This window comes from Akkermansiaceae bacterium (assembly GCA_019634595.1).
Taxonomy (GTDB): domain Bacteria; phylum Verrucomicrobiota; class Verrucomicrobiia; order Verrucomicrobiales; family Akkermansiaceae; genus Luteolibacter.
In genome coordinates this window covers 138,452-154,121 of sequence record JAHCBC010000001.1, presented here as the reverse complement: position 1 = coordinate 154,121, position 15,670 = coordinate 138,452, and the positions used below count along the sequence as shown (strand labels likewise).

Below are 15,670 nucleotides of genomic sequence, written 5' to 3'. Positions count from 1 at the left end.
TCCCCGCCATCACGCCTAACAGTGGCCCGCCCCATGATCCATTTTTCCATTTTCGGCATCCCCGTCGCAGTCCAGCCCTTCTTCTGGGTGACCATGGCTTTGCTGGGAGGTGCAATCCACGCAAATACTCCGGAGGCGCTTCTGAAACTGGCTCTCTTCATCCTCGCCGGATTCATCTCGATCATGGTGCATGAGCTGGGCCACGCCCTGACCATCAAACACTACAAGCTGCCCACCTCCATCACCCTCCAGGCCTTCGGCGGCTACGCCACCTACCCCGCCGGACGCCTGTCCCGCCCGCAGAATTTCCTGGTCACCGCCGGTGGCCCCGCCGCCCAACTGGTACTGGCACTCATCGCCCATGTACTCCTCCACCGTCTGCCCTACAATGAAGGGATTTTCTCATTCCTCGGCTCACTGAGATGGGTCAGTGTCGCATGGGCTGTCCTCAACCTGCTGCCGGTCCTGCCGATGGACGGCGGACAACTGGTCAATGCCGTGCTGGGACCGGCGCGCATCCGCATCACCCTCTGGATCACCATCATCACGGCGGTCGTGGTCGGTCTGCTGGCCCTCAAGATCGGGCTGTTCATCCTCGCCATCCTCCTCGGCATGTTCGCCTTCCAGGCCGGGCAGGCGCTGCGGGAGACGCGCTGGCGCTGAGATCTACCAGAAAAGCAGGCGCAGCGCGGCGAGCGTGGCGAAGCCCACGATCATCCACTCGAACGCCTCCTGCGGCACATGCCGGATGAGCCAGCGGCCGCCGAAGATCCCCACCACCACACCTGGCAGCAGTTTCGCATTTTCCAAAAGACTCTCCGGGGTGATGAGCGCCAGCCGCGTGTTCATCGGCACTTTCAGGATGTTGATGAGCAGGAAAAATCGCGCGCCGATGCCGATGAGTTCCATCTTCGGGATCTTCCGCCCCAGCAGGTAGAGCTGGATCACCGGACCCGCGGCGTTCGCCAGCATCGTCGCGAATCCACCCAGCACACCCGCCCCCGCACCGAACGCCCGTGACTCCCCTAGGTGCGAGAACAACACCGGCCTCATCCTCCGGAAAACCTGCACCACCACCATGAAAAGCACGCAGCCGCCGATGACCTTGCGCGCCAGCCTGTCATCAATGGCACCCAGCAGCCACCACCCCAGGCCCAGTCCGATCAACGCTGGTGCGAGCAGTTTCCACACCGGTGCCCAGGAGCCGAATTTCCTGAACGCAGGATAGGCGAGGAGGTCCGCCACGATGAGCAGGGGAAGCGCCAGCCCTACCGATGCCTTCGGCCCATAGATGTCCGCCAGCAGCACCACGGAGATCATCGAGATGCCACTGAAGCCGGACTTCGACAGACCGATGCACAGGGCCGCCAACAGCGCCAGCGCATAGACACGGGGATCCGACAACATCTCGCCGCGGATCCTTGATCATCCGCCCGGTGTCCGTCCACTCGCGCTTGAAAAATTTCCCGGAAAAGACGACGCTGCGGATCCGCCCGTCCCACTCCACCATGCTGCGCCGCATCCTCCGCCACACCCTGCGTTTCCCGGGCCGGAGCGCCGTGTCCCTGGTGATGGCGGTCACCTGCACCGGCCTGCTCCTGGCCCTGCCGGGGGCGACGATGTATTTCATCGACACGATCATCCCGCAGAAGCGGCAGGACCTCATCCTGCCCACGGCGGCCATCGTGGTGGGGGCCATCTTCGCCCGCCAGCTCCTCTTCACGCTGCGCACCTGGTTCAACAACGTGCTGGAGCTGAAGCTCACCCACCTCATCCGGGTGGAACTCTATGACAAGCTCCAGCGGCTGCCGGTGAAATGGTTCGACTCCAACTCCTCCGGAGAGATCATGTCCCGCGTCTCCGACGACGTGCCCGCTACCAACCGCGTCATCATCGAAGGCATCGACCAAGCGGTCGCCGCCGCGCTCCAGTTCCTCATTGTCATCGGCTACATGCTGTTCCACTCATGGCAGCTCACGCTGGTCACGCTCATCCCCCTGCCGCTCATCGGCATCATCACCACCTGGTGGGCGAAGCGCGCGGAGCCGAAGTGGAGGGAATCCTCCGAGGCCTCCTCCGCGCTCAATGCCCTGCTGCACGACAACCTTTCCGGCATCCGCCAGATCAAGGCCTACACCGTGGAGCCGGAGGCCCTGATGAACTTCGATCAGGCATCGCGGAAAGTGGGGGAAAAGCAGATGAACGTGATGCGCGGCCAGTCCATCGTGTGGCCGTCGGTTTCCTTCATCGCGGAGTCCGGCATCGTCCTCATGCTCGCGTTCGGCACCCTGTGGACCATCCAGGGAAAGATCAGCGCCGGCGTGGTGATGAGCTTCCTGGTCGCCTGGGGCTTCCTGTTCGATCCCATCTCCCGCATCAACGCGCTCTCCCAGACCTTCACCCGCGGCATCGTCTCCGCGAAGCGGATCTTCGCCATCCTGGACACTCCGGACGAAACCCACCTCACCGACGGCCTCCGGCCGGACACGATGAAAGGGCACGTCCATTTCGAGGACGTTTCCTTCACCTACTCCGACGAGGCCCCTGCCGTCAGCAATCTCACGCTGGAAGCACGGCCGGGGGAAACCATCGCCCTGGTGGGAGCCACCGGAGCGGGCAAGTCCACCGCGCTCAACCTCCTCACCCGCTTCTACGAACCCACCTCCGGCCGTATCCTCATCGATGGCAACCCGCTCTCCAGCCTGTCGAAGGAGTGGCTGCGCGACAACACCGGCTACGTGACGCAGGACAACTTCCTCTTCAACACCACGCTGCGGGAAAACCTGCTGCTGGCGAAAAAGGACGCCACCGATGCAGAACTGTGGAAGGCACTCGAACTGGCGAACGCCGCCGAATTCGTCCGCCGCTCCCCGCAAGGTCTCGACACCATCGCCGGGGAAAGGGGAAGCCGCTTCTCAGGAGGCGAAAAGCAACGTCTCTCCATCGCCCGCGCCCTGCTCAAGAACCCGCCGCTGCTGCTGCTGGATGAAGCGACATCCGCCCTCGACAACCGCACGGAGAGGCTCGTCCAGCAGGCGCTCGAAAATTTGCGCAGCGATCGGACCTGCTTTGTCATTGCCCATCGGCTTTCGACCGTCCAGAAGGCTCACCGCATCTGCGTCCTCGACCGCGGCCGCCTCATCGAACAAGGCACGCACGAAGAACTGATCGCGGCCAACGGTGCCTACGCGCGGCTTTGCGAAGCAACGCTTTCCGTCCCTGAAAAAACCTCCCAAGACTGACAATCCCTCTCAACTCCCTCACATGGAAACCTTGCTCCAACTCCCGGAAGAAGAAGCCCCCAGCACCATCACCGAAGTTCTCGCCGCCCTCCGCAAACAGGACCTGGAACCACGTCACGAAAAAAAATCATGGGGGGACTGGATCCATCTGGAAGGCTACACCACCGTCATCAGCATCGAGTCGAACCGCGGTCTCAGCCGTTCCGCCACCATCGAACACGGCGAGGGTGAGGAACAGGAAGAGCCCATCCCGTCCATCTTCCGCGCCTTCGGCCAGATCGGCTGGCGCGGAATCGATGACGACGGTGAGTTCGAGCTTTGAAAGTGGCTGGGACCGCGGAATCCGAAGTGAGCGTTAGCGAACTATTTGGAGATACGAAGTCAAACAGGCTAGCCGTCAGGCAATTCATTCCGCCCCGGAGAATCCAGCCAGCGAAGCCAAGCGGAATGAATTCCGCGGTCCAATTTCTCACACGGGAAACCGGTCGGCCACCGATCACCGCAAGGCATGGGCATGGGCCGCTGTCCGCCGCCGGCCGCCATGGAATGGGAGTGGAGCGGACATAGCGGCTATGCCGCAATGACATCCCCGCCATCAAAACCCCATCATGTCCCGCAGCGCCTGGGCAGTGGGGATGGTCTCCCCTTTCCATTCCGTGTCCGGCTTCCGGGTGATGGTCACGTTCTTCGGCAGCTTCGAGATGTCATAGCGTCCGCCGGGGCCTTGGTAGATGACCACCTCGATCGGCTTCTGCCCCTCCTTCAGACCCTGGTCATCCACGAAGATGCAGTTCTGGAAGATACAGTTCCGCGTCACCAGCACGAAGCTCGACGGCACCTTGCAATCGACGAAGCGGCAGTTCTCGAACCTGAACCACGGATGGTTCAGGTAGTTGGCCGGTTCCCTGTCACGGAATGAGATCGGCGGCAGATCGACCTTTTCGAACACGCAGGCCCGAGCGCGGAAGCCCACATCAACGACGTTCCAGGCCAGGGCGAGCCGATTCGTGACGATGCAGTTCTCGAAATAGAACTTCGTCGCCTGATCCCCGCCATACCACCAGCCGCCCTTGTTGAATCCGCAGTCGTTGATCCAGCAGTTCAGATAAAAGGATTTGCAGGCATGATCCCCGAGGAAACTCAGTCCGTCGAAAGTGGCTTTCGTCGCCACGATGGTGCCCCAGTTGGTGAGGATGTTGGTCTTGCCGGACCATACCGTTCCCTTCGGCACGATGATGTTGGCCCACTGTCCCTTGTTGCGTTCGCCGATCATCACCCCGTCGCTGATCCGCTGCTTCAACGGAGGCACGGTCATTGACTCCAGCCACCTCCCCTTGAGGGCGAAGGGCTTTTCCACCAAGGGCGGGGTCACCGACGGGATCTCGATCTTCGGCAGATCCTTCAGTTCGACCGGACCCGTGCTGCGGGAGTCCTCCTCGAACTCCACCCCCTGGCTCTGCATCCCGGCGGAAAGCTCCAGCAACATCTGCTCCCCTTCCTTCCTGACTGCCAGCGCCTCGTCCACCTGGCCCGCCTTCGTCAGCGTCGCCTGCTTCTCGCGGATGGTCTTCGCCAGCGATTCCACCACCTTGGCCCGCGCCGCGTTCGCGTCCTTCATGATGACATCACGGGCCGCGATGTATTTTTCCCGCAGATCGGCGATGCCCTTGTCCGCGTGGGAGGTTGTCTGCCCGGACTTCGTGATGGATTCCGCCTCCTCCCGGACACGGATGAGCGCCTCCAGGTCGCCGGTCGCCCTGACTTTCTCCTCCAGCGTCTTCAGCGCGGCGACATATCTCTGCGAAAGCTCGGCCTGCTTGAAGAGCGCGTCGGTCTCGGATTTTTCGATCTCCGCGGAGGCGGACTCCTTCAGTTTCTCCACGAACTCACTGGCTTGCGCAGGCAACACCACGAGAGCGCAGGACAGCAGTGGGGGCAGAAGTTTTCCGAAGTACATGAGAGAACCAACTATCCGCACCACCATGGCATGTCAATGAAACGCGGGTCACCAGGTGAGGAACCCATGGAAGACGGATGCCTGCCATCAGAATCCCATCATATCCCGCAGCGCCTGGGCCGTCGGGATGGTTTCGCCTTTCCATTCCGTGTCCGGCTTCCGGGTGATGGTCACGTTCTTCGGCAGCTTCGAGATGTCATACCTTCCCCCCGGCCCCACGTAGATGACCACATCGATGGGCTTCTGGCCTTCCTTCAGGCCCGGATCATCCACGAATATGCAATCCTGGAAAATGCAGTCTCTCGTCACCAGGACGAAACTCGACGGCACCTTGCATCCCACAAAGCGGCAGTTCTCGAACTTGAACCACGGATGGTTCAGGTAATTGGCCGGTTCCTTGTCCTTGAAAGAAACCGTCGGCATGTCCGCCTTCTCGAACACGCTCGTCCGCACGCGGAATCCGTTGTCCACCACATTCCATGCGGATGCCAGGGAATCGCTGACCACACAGTTCTCGAGATAATACTTCGACGCCTGGTCCCAACCCCACCAGCCGCCACCGCGGTTGAGGGTGCATTGGTCGAACGAGCAATTCACGAAATAAGTGTCGCACGCCAAGTCGCCGAGGAATTTCAACCGCTCGAAAGAAGACTTCGTCGCCACGATATAAGCTGCCGAGGAAAAGATCCGCGTGTCCCTGCCCGACCAGACCGTCCCCTTCGGCAGCACGACCGTCGGCCATTTCTTCTTGCCCCGGTCACCGAGGATCACCTGCTCGCTGATCCTCTGTTTCAGCGGTGGAAGCGTCATCGACTCCAGCCAGGTTCCCTTGATCGAGAATGGTTTCTCGAACAGAGCGGGCGCGGTCGTCGGCACGTTGATCTTCTTCAGTTCCTTCAGCTCGACGGCTTCCGTGCCGCGTGAGTCTTCCGCGAACTCCACTCCGTCGTTGCCCAATCCGGAAGAAAGTTCCAGCAACATCTGTTCCCCCTCCTTCCGGATCGCCAGCGCCTCATCCACCTGGCCCGCTTTCGTCAGCGCCGCTTCTCTTTCCCGCACCGCTCTTGTCAGCGACTCCACGACCTTCGTCCGCGCCGCATTCGCGTCCTTCATGATGATGCCGCGGGCCGCGATGTATTTCTCCCGCAGCTCGGTGATGCCCTTGTCCCCGTGGGAGGTCACCTCTCCGGACTTCGTGATGGCGTCAGCTTCCTCCCGGATCCGGATGACCGCATCCAGATCACCGGTCGCCCTGATCTTCTCTTCCAAGGCTTTCAACGCGGCCATATACTTCTGTGAAAGCTCCGCCTGCCTGAAAAGCGCGTCGGTTTCGGATTTCTCAATCTCAGCCGAGGCGGATTCCTTCAGCTTCTCCACGAATTCGCTGGCTTGCGCAGGCAATACCACAAGAGCGCAGGATAGCAGCGGGGGCAGAAGCTTTCCGAAGTACATAAGAAAAACCAACTATCCGCATGATCATGCCATGTCAATGAAACGCGGGTCGTCAGGGAGGGCCATCTCATTTCGGAATTGTCAGGATGTTTGTCGGCTTGTTTCAGAAAATCCGAACCACGAATGAACACCAATGGACGCGAATTCACCCTGAATCAGGGTTAGGTGGTCATGCTCTCCATTCGGAAAATCGCCGCTCCACTTCGAAATTCGGTATCGGCCCACCTTCCATTCGTGTTCATTCGCGTCCATTCGCGGTTGGATTCCCGAAATGAGGCTGCCCTGGGGCGTCCGGCGGGGTGGACGGCCAATCTCCCCGCGGCGGCGCATCCGAACGATGGCATCCGGGATGGAATGGAATCGTGGAATCACGGGACGTCATCCCAACCGGACCGTTGATCCCATCATGTCCCGCACCTCCACCCGCTCCATGCGGCTCCGGATTTCATCCCCCGGAAGAAGGGATCTGGAAACCTTCTCCAGCGCGGACCAGGCGAAGACCGTCGCCAGCCGGGCACGGTCCGCAGGAGACAGGCCGGTCACCAGCCCCGCGAGGTAGCCAGCCAGCAGGGAATCCCCCGCCCCCACGGTGCTGACGACCTCCACCTCCGGGGACTTCGCATGGAGCGTGCCGTCCGCCGTGCGGAACAGCGCACCCTTTTCCCCCATCGAAAGGATGATATGCCCGATGCTCTCTCCCAGCGACCGGAGGATCCGAGCCGGATCCGCAACCAGACTCTCCGGGGAAACCCCCATCACCTCAGACAGTTCGTGCTCGTTGGGCTTGATCAGATCCACTCCCATGTCGATCGCCGTTTCCAATACCCGCCCGCTCGCATCCACCGCCACCATGGCTCCCGCCGCTCTGGCGATCTCCAGCAGTTCACGGAAATGAGCGACCTCCACTCCTGGGGGCAAGCTGCCACCAAACACACACCACCGCCCGGGTGCCGCCAGCTCCCCCACTTTCCGGACCAACCTGTCCCACCCAGCGGCATCCGGAGCCAGACCGGGGAAGTTGATGTCAGTCGTGCCCGTGCTCCTGTCACCGATGATCTTGATGCCGGTCCGGGTCTCTCCGGGAATGCGGATGAATCCATCCCCGATCCCGGTCTCACGGCACAGCTCCTCGAAGAGGGCCGGATTCTCCTCCCCCAGAAATCCCGTTGCGATGCAGGGAACTCCATATGCGGCCAGCAAGGCCGCCACGTTCACGCCTTTCCCTCCCGCCTGCCGGTGATGCCAGTCCACCCGGTTGACCTTCCCCGGCTCGAACCTCTCCAGATGGACGGTGTGGTCGATCGCGGGGTTGAGCGTGATGGTGACGACGTCTGCCATGGGTGCTGGAATCTTCCTGCGGCCATCTCCCCATATGACCGCCGGGGATGCGAACAGAAAAGCACGGCACTTCCCCGCCATCATTGACGATGCTTATCACTCATCGTCTTGCCATAGCCCCCATCTATGGAAAAAGCTCAGGCCATGGATCTGCGCCAGCTCGAGTATTTCACCGCCATCATCCGGGAAGGCTCACTCACCGCTGCGGCGAAGGCCTGCCAGGTCGCGCAGCCATCGCTGAGCCAGCAGCTCAAGGCACTGGAAGATGAGCTTGGCGAGCCGCTGGTGCACCGCAGGCCGCGCGGGGTGGAACCCACCAGCGCCGGGCTGGTCCTGCTGGAACATGCCGGACGGCTTCTCGATGAGGCGAGGAAACTGCGGGAGCGTTTCGAGAAACGCCGCGAAACCCAGGAGGGGAAACTCGCGTTCGGCATCATCCCCACCATCGCCCCCTACCTGTTGCCCAAGCTGCTCAAGCCGTTCCGTGAAGTGTATCCGAAGATCGACCTCCAGATCCAGGAAGCCCGCACCAGCGAACTGATCCAGCAGATCGTCGATGGCACGATCGAGTTCGCGGTGCTGAGTGATGTAGCGCCCCAGGTTCTCAAAAAATGGTCCCTCCATGCGAAAGAGCTTTTCAGGGAGCCCCTGCTGCTGGCCCTGCCCGCAAACCATCCGTTGTCCCGGGTGAAATCCGCCCCCCGTCCCGACCAACTGGCGGCGGAGGAACTCATCCACCTGAAGGACGGACACTGCCTCACTGACCGCACCCTGAAAGTCTGTAGGCTCAAGCGCCTGGATGCCCGGCTGGAATGCGACCAACTGGGGACGGCCCTGGCCATGGTCGCTTCCGGCATGGGTTTCGCAGTCGTTCCGGAATTCGCCGCACGCACGAGGAATGACCCCTCGCTGGTTTTCCGTCGCTTCGCGAATCCCGACCCGGAACGCACGATCAGCCTGCTGAAGCGGAGGGCGCAGCCTCTTTCAAAGGGCGGCAGGGAACTCGCCAATCTCCTCCAGGGGATCCAGACGGAGCTGCGCTAACCCCGCATAACGCGGGATAGGGCAGGATATGGGCCGGAAATGGCAGATTACGCGTCGAAGAGTTGCCCCTCTCCGGCGTATATGTTCGGTGAACCGGAGGATGAATCCTTTGAGCCCTTCACATCCCATCAGCCCCGTACACCACCACCTATGAAAACGAACATCATCTGCGCCACCGACTTCTCCGCCGAATCCTCCCGTGCTTCGGAAGCCGCCGCCGCCTTTTGCGCGAAGACGGGTGAAACCCTCATCCTGCTCCATGTCTGCGAGCCGTCGCGCGCCGGGGATGAGTCCCTCACCTCCTCCCTCCATGTCGCCGCCAAGCACCGCCTCCATTCCGAAGCCACCCGGCTCAGGCAATCCGGGACGCTGGTGGAGGAACTCGTTCTCGACGGTTCCCCTTCCTCGACCCTCCTTTCCTTTCTGGAGGAAACCCAGGCCCGCCTCCTCATCGTCGCGTCCCAGGAAAAGCGCAGCGCTCCGGCACGGTGGTTTTCCGGAGGCCTGATCGAACGCCTGGTGAAAAACTCCCGCATCCCCACCTTGGTCCTGCGCGATCCATCCTCCTTGGAAGAATGGCTCTCCGGTGGCCGCCCTTTGAAGACCTTCGTCGCCGTGGGGCCGAACGCCATCGCGGACATCCCCCTGCAATGGGTGAAGGAATTGGCCGGGATCGGCCCCTGCGAGATCACCGCCACCTATCTCCACTGGGTGCCGGACGAAGCGATCCGGCTGGGATTGCAAAGCCATTCCTTCATCGAGAATTCCCATCATCTCCAGAAGCTGCTGGAAAACGAACTGAAGCAGAAAACCGGCGAGATCCTGGGAGATCTTCCCGTCACCATCCATATCGAACCCCGCTGGGGCCGCGCGGACCTCTCCCTCATCGGCATCGCCGGCCAGACGGAGGCGGACCTCATCGTGGTCGGTTCCCGTCTCCGCCATGGACTCTCCCGCGTGTTCGACGAATCCGTTTCCGTGGATCTCCTCCACACCTCCCCCTTCAACCTGGCGGTGGTCCCGCTGCTGGAATCCTCCGTGCCGCGCCCGCTCCCGGTCTATGACCACATCCTCGTCCCCACGGATTTCTCGGACGCGGCGAACCATGCCATCCTGCATGCCTGCGCCATCGCATCACCCGGGGCCACCATCCACCTGCTCCATGTCAGGGACAGGTTCGGAGTTTCCCTCCCGGAGGGGACGCGGCAACTCCAGGATCTGATCCCGGAGTCCGCGGGTGAGCGGGGGGTGAAAATAGAAACCATCATCGAGGATGGGAGCGTCCCCGCGGAAACCATCCTCCAGGTCGCCGCGCGGCGGATGGCGGATATCATCTGCATGGGCAGCGCCGGAGGGAACGCGCTGTCGAAGGTGCTCCTCGGCTCCGTGGCCTCCCAAGTCGCGGCATCTTCCCCCCGTCCCGTCCTCCTGGTGCCAAAACCCCTGTGAGAGATGGCGCGACCGGGAAGCGACACCGCCAGATGGCACCACCTCACGGCCGGAGAGGCCATCGGCAGGCTGGGGACGGATCCCTCCACGGGGCTGGATCCCGCGCAGGTCCTCTCCGCGCGCACACGCCACGGCCCCAACACCGTGACCGCCCGCAAGGGAGTGCCCGCATGGCGGAAGTTCCTCCTCCAGTTCCACCAGCCCCTCATCTACATCCTCCTCGCGGCGGTGGTGGTCACCGCCGCCCTCGGGGAGTGGGTGGACTGCACGGTCATCCTGCTGGTGGTGCTGGCCAACTCCGTCATCGGCTACTTCCAGGAGGAAAAGGCGGGAAAGGCGATCGAGGCGCTGGGAAAGATGATCCTCACGGAGGCGACCGCCAGGAGGGCCGGCAGCGGCAGGATCCGCATCCCCTCCGCTGACATCGTCCCCGGGGACATCATCCTCCTCCAGCCGGGGGACCTGGTGCCGGCGGACATGAGGCTCATCCACGCGAAGGAACTCCACATCGCGGAAGCCGCGCTCTCCGGGGAGTCCCTGCCCGCCCACAAGCGGACGGAACCGCTTCCGGAATCCACCGCGCTGGCGGATCGCAGGAACATCGCCTACGCGGGAACGCTCGTCACCAGCGGCCACGGGGAGGGCATCGTCTTCGGCACCGGGGACGGCACGGAGACGGGCCGCATCGCCCGCCTCATCTCGGAAGCAACGGAGATCTCCACCCCGCTCACCCGGAAGATCGCCTCCTTCAGCCGCCTCCTCCTGTGGGTGATCCTGGCCGTCGCCGTGTTCGCGTTCTGTGTCGGCGTTCTCCGGGGTGAATCCCCCGGCACCATGTTCATGGTCGCCGTGGCCCTCGCGGTGGGAGCCATTCCGGAAGGCCTGCCCGCCGCCGTGACCATCGTCCTCGCCATCGGCGTCAGCCGCATGGCCAGACGGCGCGCCATCATCCGCAAGCTGCCCGCCGTTGAAACGCTCGGCGGCACCACGGTCATCTGCTCTGACAAGACCGGCACGCTCACCGAGAACCAGATGACGGTGCAGCAGGTTTTCGCCGGGGGCCGTTGTTTCCACATCTCCGGCGGTGGATACGAACCCACCGGCGGGATCTCACTGGATGGAACCAGCGTGGATCCCGCCGACCAGCCCGCGCTTCTCGAGTGCCTGCGGGCCGGCCTGCTCTGCAATGACACCCGCATTTCTCCCCGGGAGGATGGCTCCCATGCCATCAATGGCGACCCCACGGAAGCGGCCCTCCTCGTTTCAGCGGCAAAGTCGGGACTCCACCACGCGGACAGCCATGCGCGCTCCCCGCGCATCGACATGATCCCCTTCGGCTCCGACCACATGTTCCGGGCCACCCTCCACCATCATGCGGACAGCCGGATGATCTACAAGGTGGGCGCCGTGGAACGGTTGCTCGACCGCTGCGCGGACTCCCTCGGCGGAGATGGAAACCCCGCCCCGCTCGACAAGGAAGCCGTCCGCGCCGCCGTCGAAAGCATGGCCTCCCAAGGCCTCCGCGTCCTCGCCTTCGCCCGCCGCCCCGCGGATGACATCACCGGGGACCTGACCCATGAGCATGTCAGTTCCGGACTCACCTTCCTCGGCCTCCAGGGCATGATCGACCCACCGCGGCAGGAAGCCATCCAGTCCGTCGCCCTCTGCCGCAAGGCGGGCATCCGGGTGAAAATGATCACCGGCGACCACGCGACGACGGCCAGGGCCATCGCCATCCGCATCGGCCTCGCCTCCAGGGCGGAAAACACGAAGGTGCTGACCGGCAGTGAGCTTGAGGCGATACCCGATGACGGGCTGCCCGCCATCGCCGCGAAAACGGCGGTCTTCGCCCGGGTCGCCCCGGAGCAGAAACTCCGTCTCGTGAAAGCCCTCCAGTCCACCGGCCACATCGTCGCCATGACGGGGGACGGCGTGAACGACGCCCCGGCGCTCAGGCAGGCGGACATCGGCATAGCCATGGGGATCACCGGCACGGATGTCGCCAAAGAAGCCGCCGACATGATCCTCACCGATGACAACTTCTCCTCCATCCAGACCGCGGTGGAAGAAGGGCGTGGTGTGTTCGACAACCTGCTGAAATTCATCATCTGGACCCTGCCGACGAACCTGGGGGAGACGTGCATCATCCTCCTCGCGGTCCTTTCCGGAACCACCCTGCCGCTGCTCCCCATGCAGCTCCTGTGGATCAACCTGGGGACATCCGTCCTCCTCGGCCTCACCCTCGTCTTCGAGCCGCGGGAGCCGGGCCTGATGGACCGGCCGCCACGGCTGCCGTCGCGCCCCCTGCTGACCTTCCCGCTGCTGATGCGGACCGGGCTGGTGTCCCTGCTCATGATCGCGGGCACCTTCTGGGTCTTCAGCCACGAACACTCCGTGGGCACCCTCGACAGCGCGCGCACCGCGGCCGTCAACGCCATCATCATGGTGGAGGTCGCCTATCTGTTCAGTTGCAGGTCGCTCAACCACCCGCTGCCGGCCATCGGCCTGTGGACCAACCGGCTGGCCATCGCCGGAGCCGTGGCCATGGTCGCCGTCCAGCTATGCGCCACGGGGATCCCCTTCATCGCCCGGCTCCTCCACTTCCAGACTCCGGGCGTGGAAACGTGGATGCGCACGCTGCTCGTCTCCGCGGCGGTCTTCATGGCCGTGGAGTTCGAGAAATGGCTGCGCTTCGGACGCCACCGGGGCCTCCAGGCCCCGCCGGAGTGAGGACATTCCTGTCTTTCGGCGGCATTGGCGAGCCAGAAAAGATTCACCGCGAAGGCGCGAAGGGAAGAGATTCAGGATGCGGGATGCGGAAAATGCCAGTGCTTCCCAGCATGATCCATGAACGGAAACTCCGCGCCGCTCTCCGCGACCTCAGCGCCTCCGCGTTTCGTTTCGATCCAAACTCTCCCCCTTTGCGAACCTTCGCGGCCTTCGCGGCTTTGCGGTAATCCTTTATGATTCGCCATTGCAGCCGGTGGACAGGAATGGGAGCGCAGCGGACATAGCGGCTCCGGCGCAATGTCCTCCCTCCTTACGCGCCCAGTGTCGGATCGTAGTCCTTCGGTGCGCGGACGATCTTCTCGATCGCGTGCTTGGTAACCAGATTCCCCGCACTGGAACGGCTCTTGATGCCGAACTCGGAGAACGGCAGCGGGCGGATGAGATTCCGCATGCGCAGCACCGGTTTCAGGTGGACCAGCAGCATCTGCGCCGCGCTTTCCTCCTCCGTCTTATGGACGGCGAAGTAGAGGATGCGGGTGCCGGGCGTGCCCTTGGTGAGGTCATACTCCTTGTCGCGGGTGATGCCGCCCATGCGGAAACGCTTGGCGAGGATGGGGCCATCACGCCCGTCCCGGTAGATCATGGAATAGATGAGATCCTCATCTTTCCTCAGGACCGCCACGCGCAGCGGCTTCTGGCCGACGAAGACTTTCTCCGCCACCTTCAACACGCGCATCTTGCCATCCCCGGTGAAGGTGATGAGGTCATCCAGCGTGGAGCATTTCTCCAGCGGCTCGCCGTCCTTCTTCAGGCCGTAGCCGGCGAAGCCGTTCTTCGCGTCGAGGTAGAGCGTCTCCGTCGCGGCGACGACCTGTGTGCGGTCCACGCGGTCGAACGAGGAGATCTCCGTCCGGCGCTCGCGGTCCTTGCCGTATTTCCGCATCAGTTCCTCATACCAGCGGATGGTGTAACGGGTGAGGTTGCGGAGGTTCTTCTCCGTCTCCTCGATGGCCTTTTCCAGCGCCTTGATCTCCTCATCCGCCTTGAACGAGTCGAACTTCGAGATGCGCTTGATGCGGATCTCCGTGAGACGGACGATGTCGTCCTGGGTGACCTCCCGCTTCAGGAGTGGCTTGAACGGGGTGAGTCCCTTGTCGATGGCGGTGATGACGCCCTCCCAGGTCTCCTCCTCCTCGATGTCCCGGTAGATGCGGTTCTCGATGAAAATCTTCTCCAGGGAGCTGAAGTGCCACTTGTCCCCCAGTTCACCCAACTTGATTTCCAGTTCCTGCCGCAGCAGGTCCTTCGTCTGGAGGGTGACACGCCGGAGGATCTCCGAGACGGGCATGAACTGCGGCTTGCCGTCCGCGATGACGCAGGAATTCGGCGAGATGCTGAGTTCGCAATCCGTGAAAGCGTAAAGCGCGTCGCGCGTGTTTTCCGCATCCGCTCCCGCTGGCAGGTGGACGAGGATGTCCGCGTGGGCCGCGGTGTTATCCTCGATTTTGGAAATCTTGATCTTCCCCTTGTCCGCCGCCGCGACGATGGAGTCCATGAGATTCCCCGTGGTGGTGCCGAAGGGGATCTCCGTGATGCGCAGCAGGCCCTTTTTATCCGTGGCGATACGGGCGCGCACGCGCACCTTCCCGCCCCGCAGGCCGTCATTATACTGGCTGGCATCCATGATGCCCCCGGTGGGGAAATCCGGCACCAGCGTGAACGGCTGGTCGCGCAGGACGGCGATGGACGCCTCGATGAGTTCGTTGAAATTGTGCGGCAGCACCTTGCAGGCAAGACCCACGGCGATGCCCTCCACCCCCTGCGCGAGCAGCAGCGGGAACTTGATCGGCAGGGTGACCGGCTCCTTGTTCCGGCCGTCGTAGCTGGGCAGCCATTCGGTCGTCTTCGGGTTGAAAACGACATCGAGCGCGAATTTCGTCAGCCGGGCCTCGATGTAACGCGGGGCGGCCGCACCGTCACCGGTCAGCGTGTTGCCCCAGTTTCCCTGGGTGTCGATGAGGAGTTCCTTCTGGCCCAGGCCTACCATGGCGTCACCGATGGACTGGTCGCCGTGCGGGTGGTATTTCATCGTGTTGCCCACGACGTTCGCCACCTTGTTGTAACGACCGTCGTCCAGCTCGTCCATGGAGTGCAGGATGCGGCGCTGGACGGGCTTGAGGCCGTCGTTGAGGTGCGGCACCGCCCGCTCGAGGATGACGTAGCTGGCGTAGTCGAGGAAATAGTCGGAATACATCCCCTTGAGGGAGGAATGCTGGTCCGGGTCGTGGGTCATGGGCGCGACGTTTAGGTGAGCCGGGCCGCTGGCGCAAGCCCGGGGTGAGACTACCGGCACTCCGGGTTCCGAAGAATGATTTCACCACAAAGCCGCGAAGGATCACAAACGAAACGCGGAGGTGTGGAGGTCTCGGAGAGAGGCGCGGACCCATGCGGGAATCTC

The 15,670-nt window shown here is 62.9% G+C and carries 11 protein-coding genes; 6 read left to right on the top strand and 5 right to left on the bottom strand.

Annotated elements, in window-relative coordinates:
• Positions 1-33: 33 nt before the first annotated feature.
• Positions 34-663 (top strand): site-2 protease family protein, encoded by a 630-nt coding sequence (locus tag KF712_00685; GenBank protein MBX3739475.1) that lies wholly within the window; start codon positions 34-36, stop codon positions 661-663.
• Between the two features lie 3 nt (positions 664-666).
• On the opposite strand, the gene KF712_00680 is transcribed toward KF712_00685, so the two are convergent.
• Complete coding sequence (locus tag KF712_00680; protein ID MBX3739474.1) at positions 667-1,407, bottom strand: sulfite exporter TauE/SafE family protein; 741 nt, start codon at positions 1,405-1,407, stop codon at positions 667-669.
• A gap of 14 nt (positions 1,408-1,421) precedes the next feature.
• Here KF712_00680 and KF712_00675 point away from each other — a divergent pair, with 14 nt between their 5' ends.
• A complete protein-coding gene (locus KF712_00675) occupies positions 1,422-3,242 on the top strand; it encodes an ABC transporter ATP-binding protein (protein MBX3739473.1) in 1,821 nt (606 codons plus the stop codon).
• A gap of 22 nt (positions 3,243-3,264) precedes the next feature.
• A complete protein-coding gene (locus KF712_00670; protein ID MBX3739472.1) occupies positions 3,265-3,564 on the top strand; it encodes a hypothetical protein in 300 nt (99 codons plus the stop codon).
• 273 nt (positions 3,565-3,837) lie between these two features.
• Here KF712_00670 and KF712_00665 read toward each other — a convergent pair whose 3' ends face one another.
• From KF712_00665 to KF712_00655, 3 genes are all read right to left on the bottom strand, one after another.
• On the bottom strand, positions 3,838-5,151 hold the full coding sequence (locus tag KF712_00665) for a hypothetical protein (protein MBX3739471.1): 1,314 nt from the start codon (positions 5,149-5,151) through the stop codon (positions 3,838-3,840).
• A 135-nt stretch (positions 5,152-5,286) separates the two neighbouring features.
• Positions 5,287-6,606 carry a hypothetical protein gene (locus tag KF712_00660; GenBank protein ID MBX3739470.1) on the bottom strand — a complete coding sequence of 440 codons (1,320 nt, stop codon included), beginning with the start codon at positions 6,604-6,606 and terminating at the stop codon, positions 5,287-5,289.
• A gap of 423 nt (positions 6,607-7,029) precedes the next feature.
• A complete protein-coding gene (locus tag KF712_00655; GenBank protein MBX3739469.1) occupies positions 7,030-7,989 on the bottom strand; it encodes a 1-phosphofructokinase family hexose kinase in 960 nt (319 codons plus the stop codon).
• Positions 7,990-8,115: 126 nt separating this feature from the next.
• Between KF712_00655 and KF712_00650 the strand changes: the two genes are divergently transcribed.
• From KF712_00650 to KF712_00640, 3 genes are all read left to right on the top strand, one after another.
• Positions 8,116-9,033 carry a LysR family transcriptional regulator gene (locus KF712_00650; protein MBX3739468.1) on the top strand — a complete coding sequence of 306 codons (918 nt, stop codon included), beginning with the start codon at positions 8,116-8,118 and terminating at the stop codon, positions 9,031-9,033.
• Between the two features lie 150 nt (positions 9,034-9,183).
• A complete protein-coding gene (locus KF712_00645; protein MBX3739467.1) occupies positions 9,184-10,482 on the top strand; it encodes a universal stress protein in 1,299 nt (432 codons plus the stop codon).
• Between the two features lie 3 nt (positions 10,483-10,485).
• Entirely contained in the window at positions 10,486-13,212 is a 2,727-nt protein-coding gene (locus KF712_00640) for an HAD-IC family P-type ATPase (protein ID MBX3739466.1), read from the top strand.
• A gap of 310 nt (positions 13,213-13,522) precedes the next feature.
• Here the strand turns inward: KF712_00640 and KF712_00635 are convergent, their stop codons facing one another.
• On the bottom strand, positions 13,523-15,505 hold the full coding sequence (locus KF712_00635) for a DNA gyrase/topoisomerase IV subunit A (GenBank protein ID MBX3739465.1): 1,983 nt from the start codon (positions 15,503-15,505) through the stop codon (positions 13,523-13,525).
• Between the last annotated feature and the right edge of the window lie 165 nt (positions 15,506-15,670).

Excerpts from the sequence above, each read along its gene's own strand:
- KF712_00685 (MBX3739475.1), top strand. The coding sequence starts at position 34 with ATGATCCATTTTTCCATTTTCGGCATCCCCGTCGCAGTCCAGCCCTTC.
- KF712_00680 (MBX3739474.1), bottom strand. The coding sequence starts at position 1,407 with ATGTTGTCGGATCCCCGTGTCTATGCGCTGGCGCTGTTGGCGGCCCTG.
- KF712_00670 (MBX3739472.1), top strand. The coding sequence starts at position 3,265 with ATGGAAACCTTGCTCCAACTCCCGGAAGAAGAAGCCCCCAGCACCATC.
- KF712_00655 (MBX3739469.1), bottom strand. The coding sequence starts at position 7,989 with ATGGCAGACGTCGTCACCATCACGCTCAACCCCGCGATCGACCACACC.
- KF712_00650 (MBX3739468.1), top strand. The coding sequence starts at position 8,116 with ATGGAAAAAGCTCAGGCCATGGATCTGCGCCAGCTCGAGTATTTCACC.
- KF712_00645 (MBX3739467.1), top strand. The coding sequence starts at position 9,184 with ATGAAAACGAACATCATCTGCGCCACCGACTTCTCCGCCGAATCCTCC.
- KF712_00640 (MBX3739466.1), top strand. The coding sequence starts at position 10,486 with ATGGCGCGACCGGGAAGCGACACCGCCAGATGGCACCACCTCACGGCC.
- KF712_00635 (MBX3739465.1), bottom strand. The coding sequence starts at position 15,505 with ATGACCCACGACCCGGACCAGCATTCCTCCCTCAAGGGGATGTATTCC.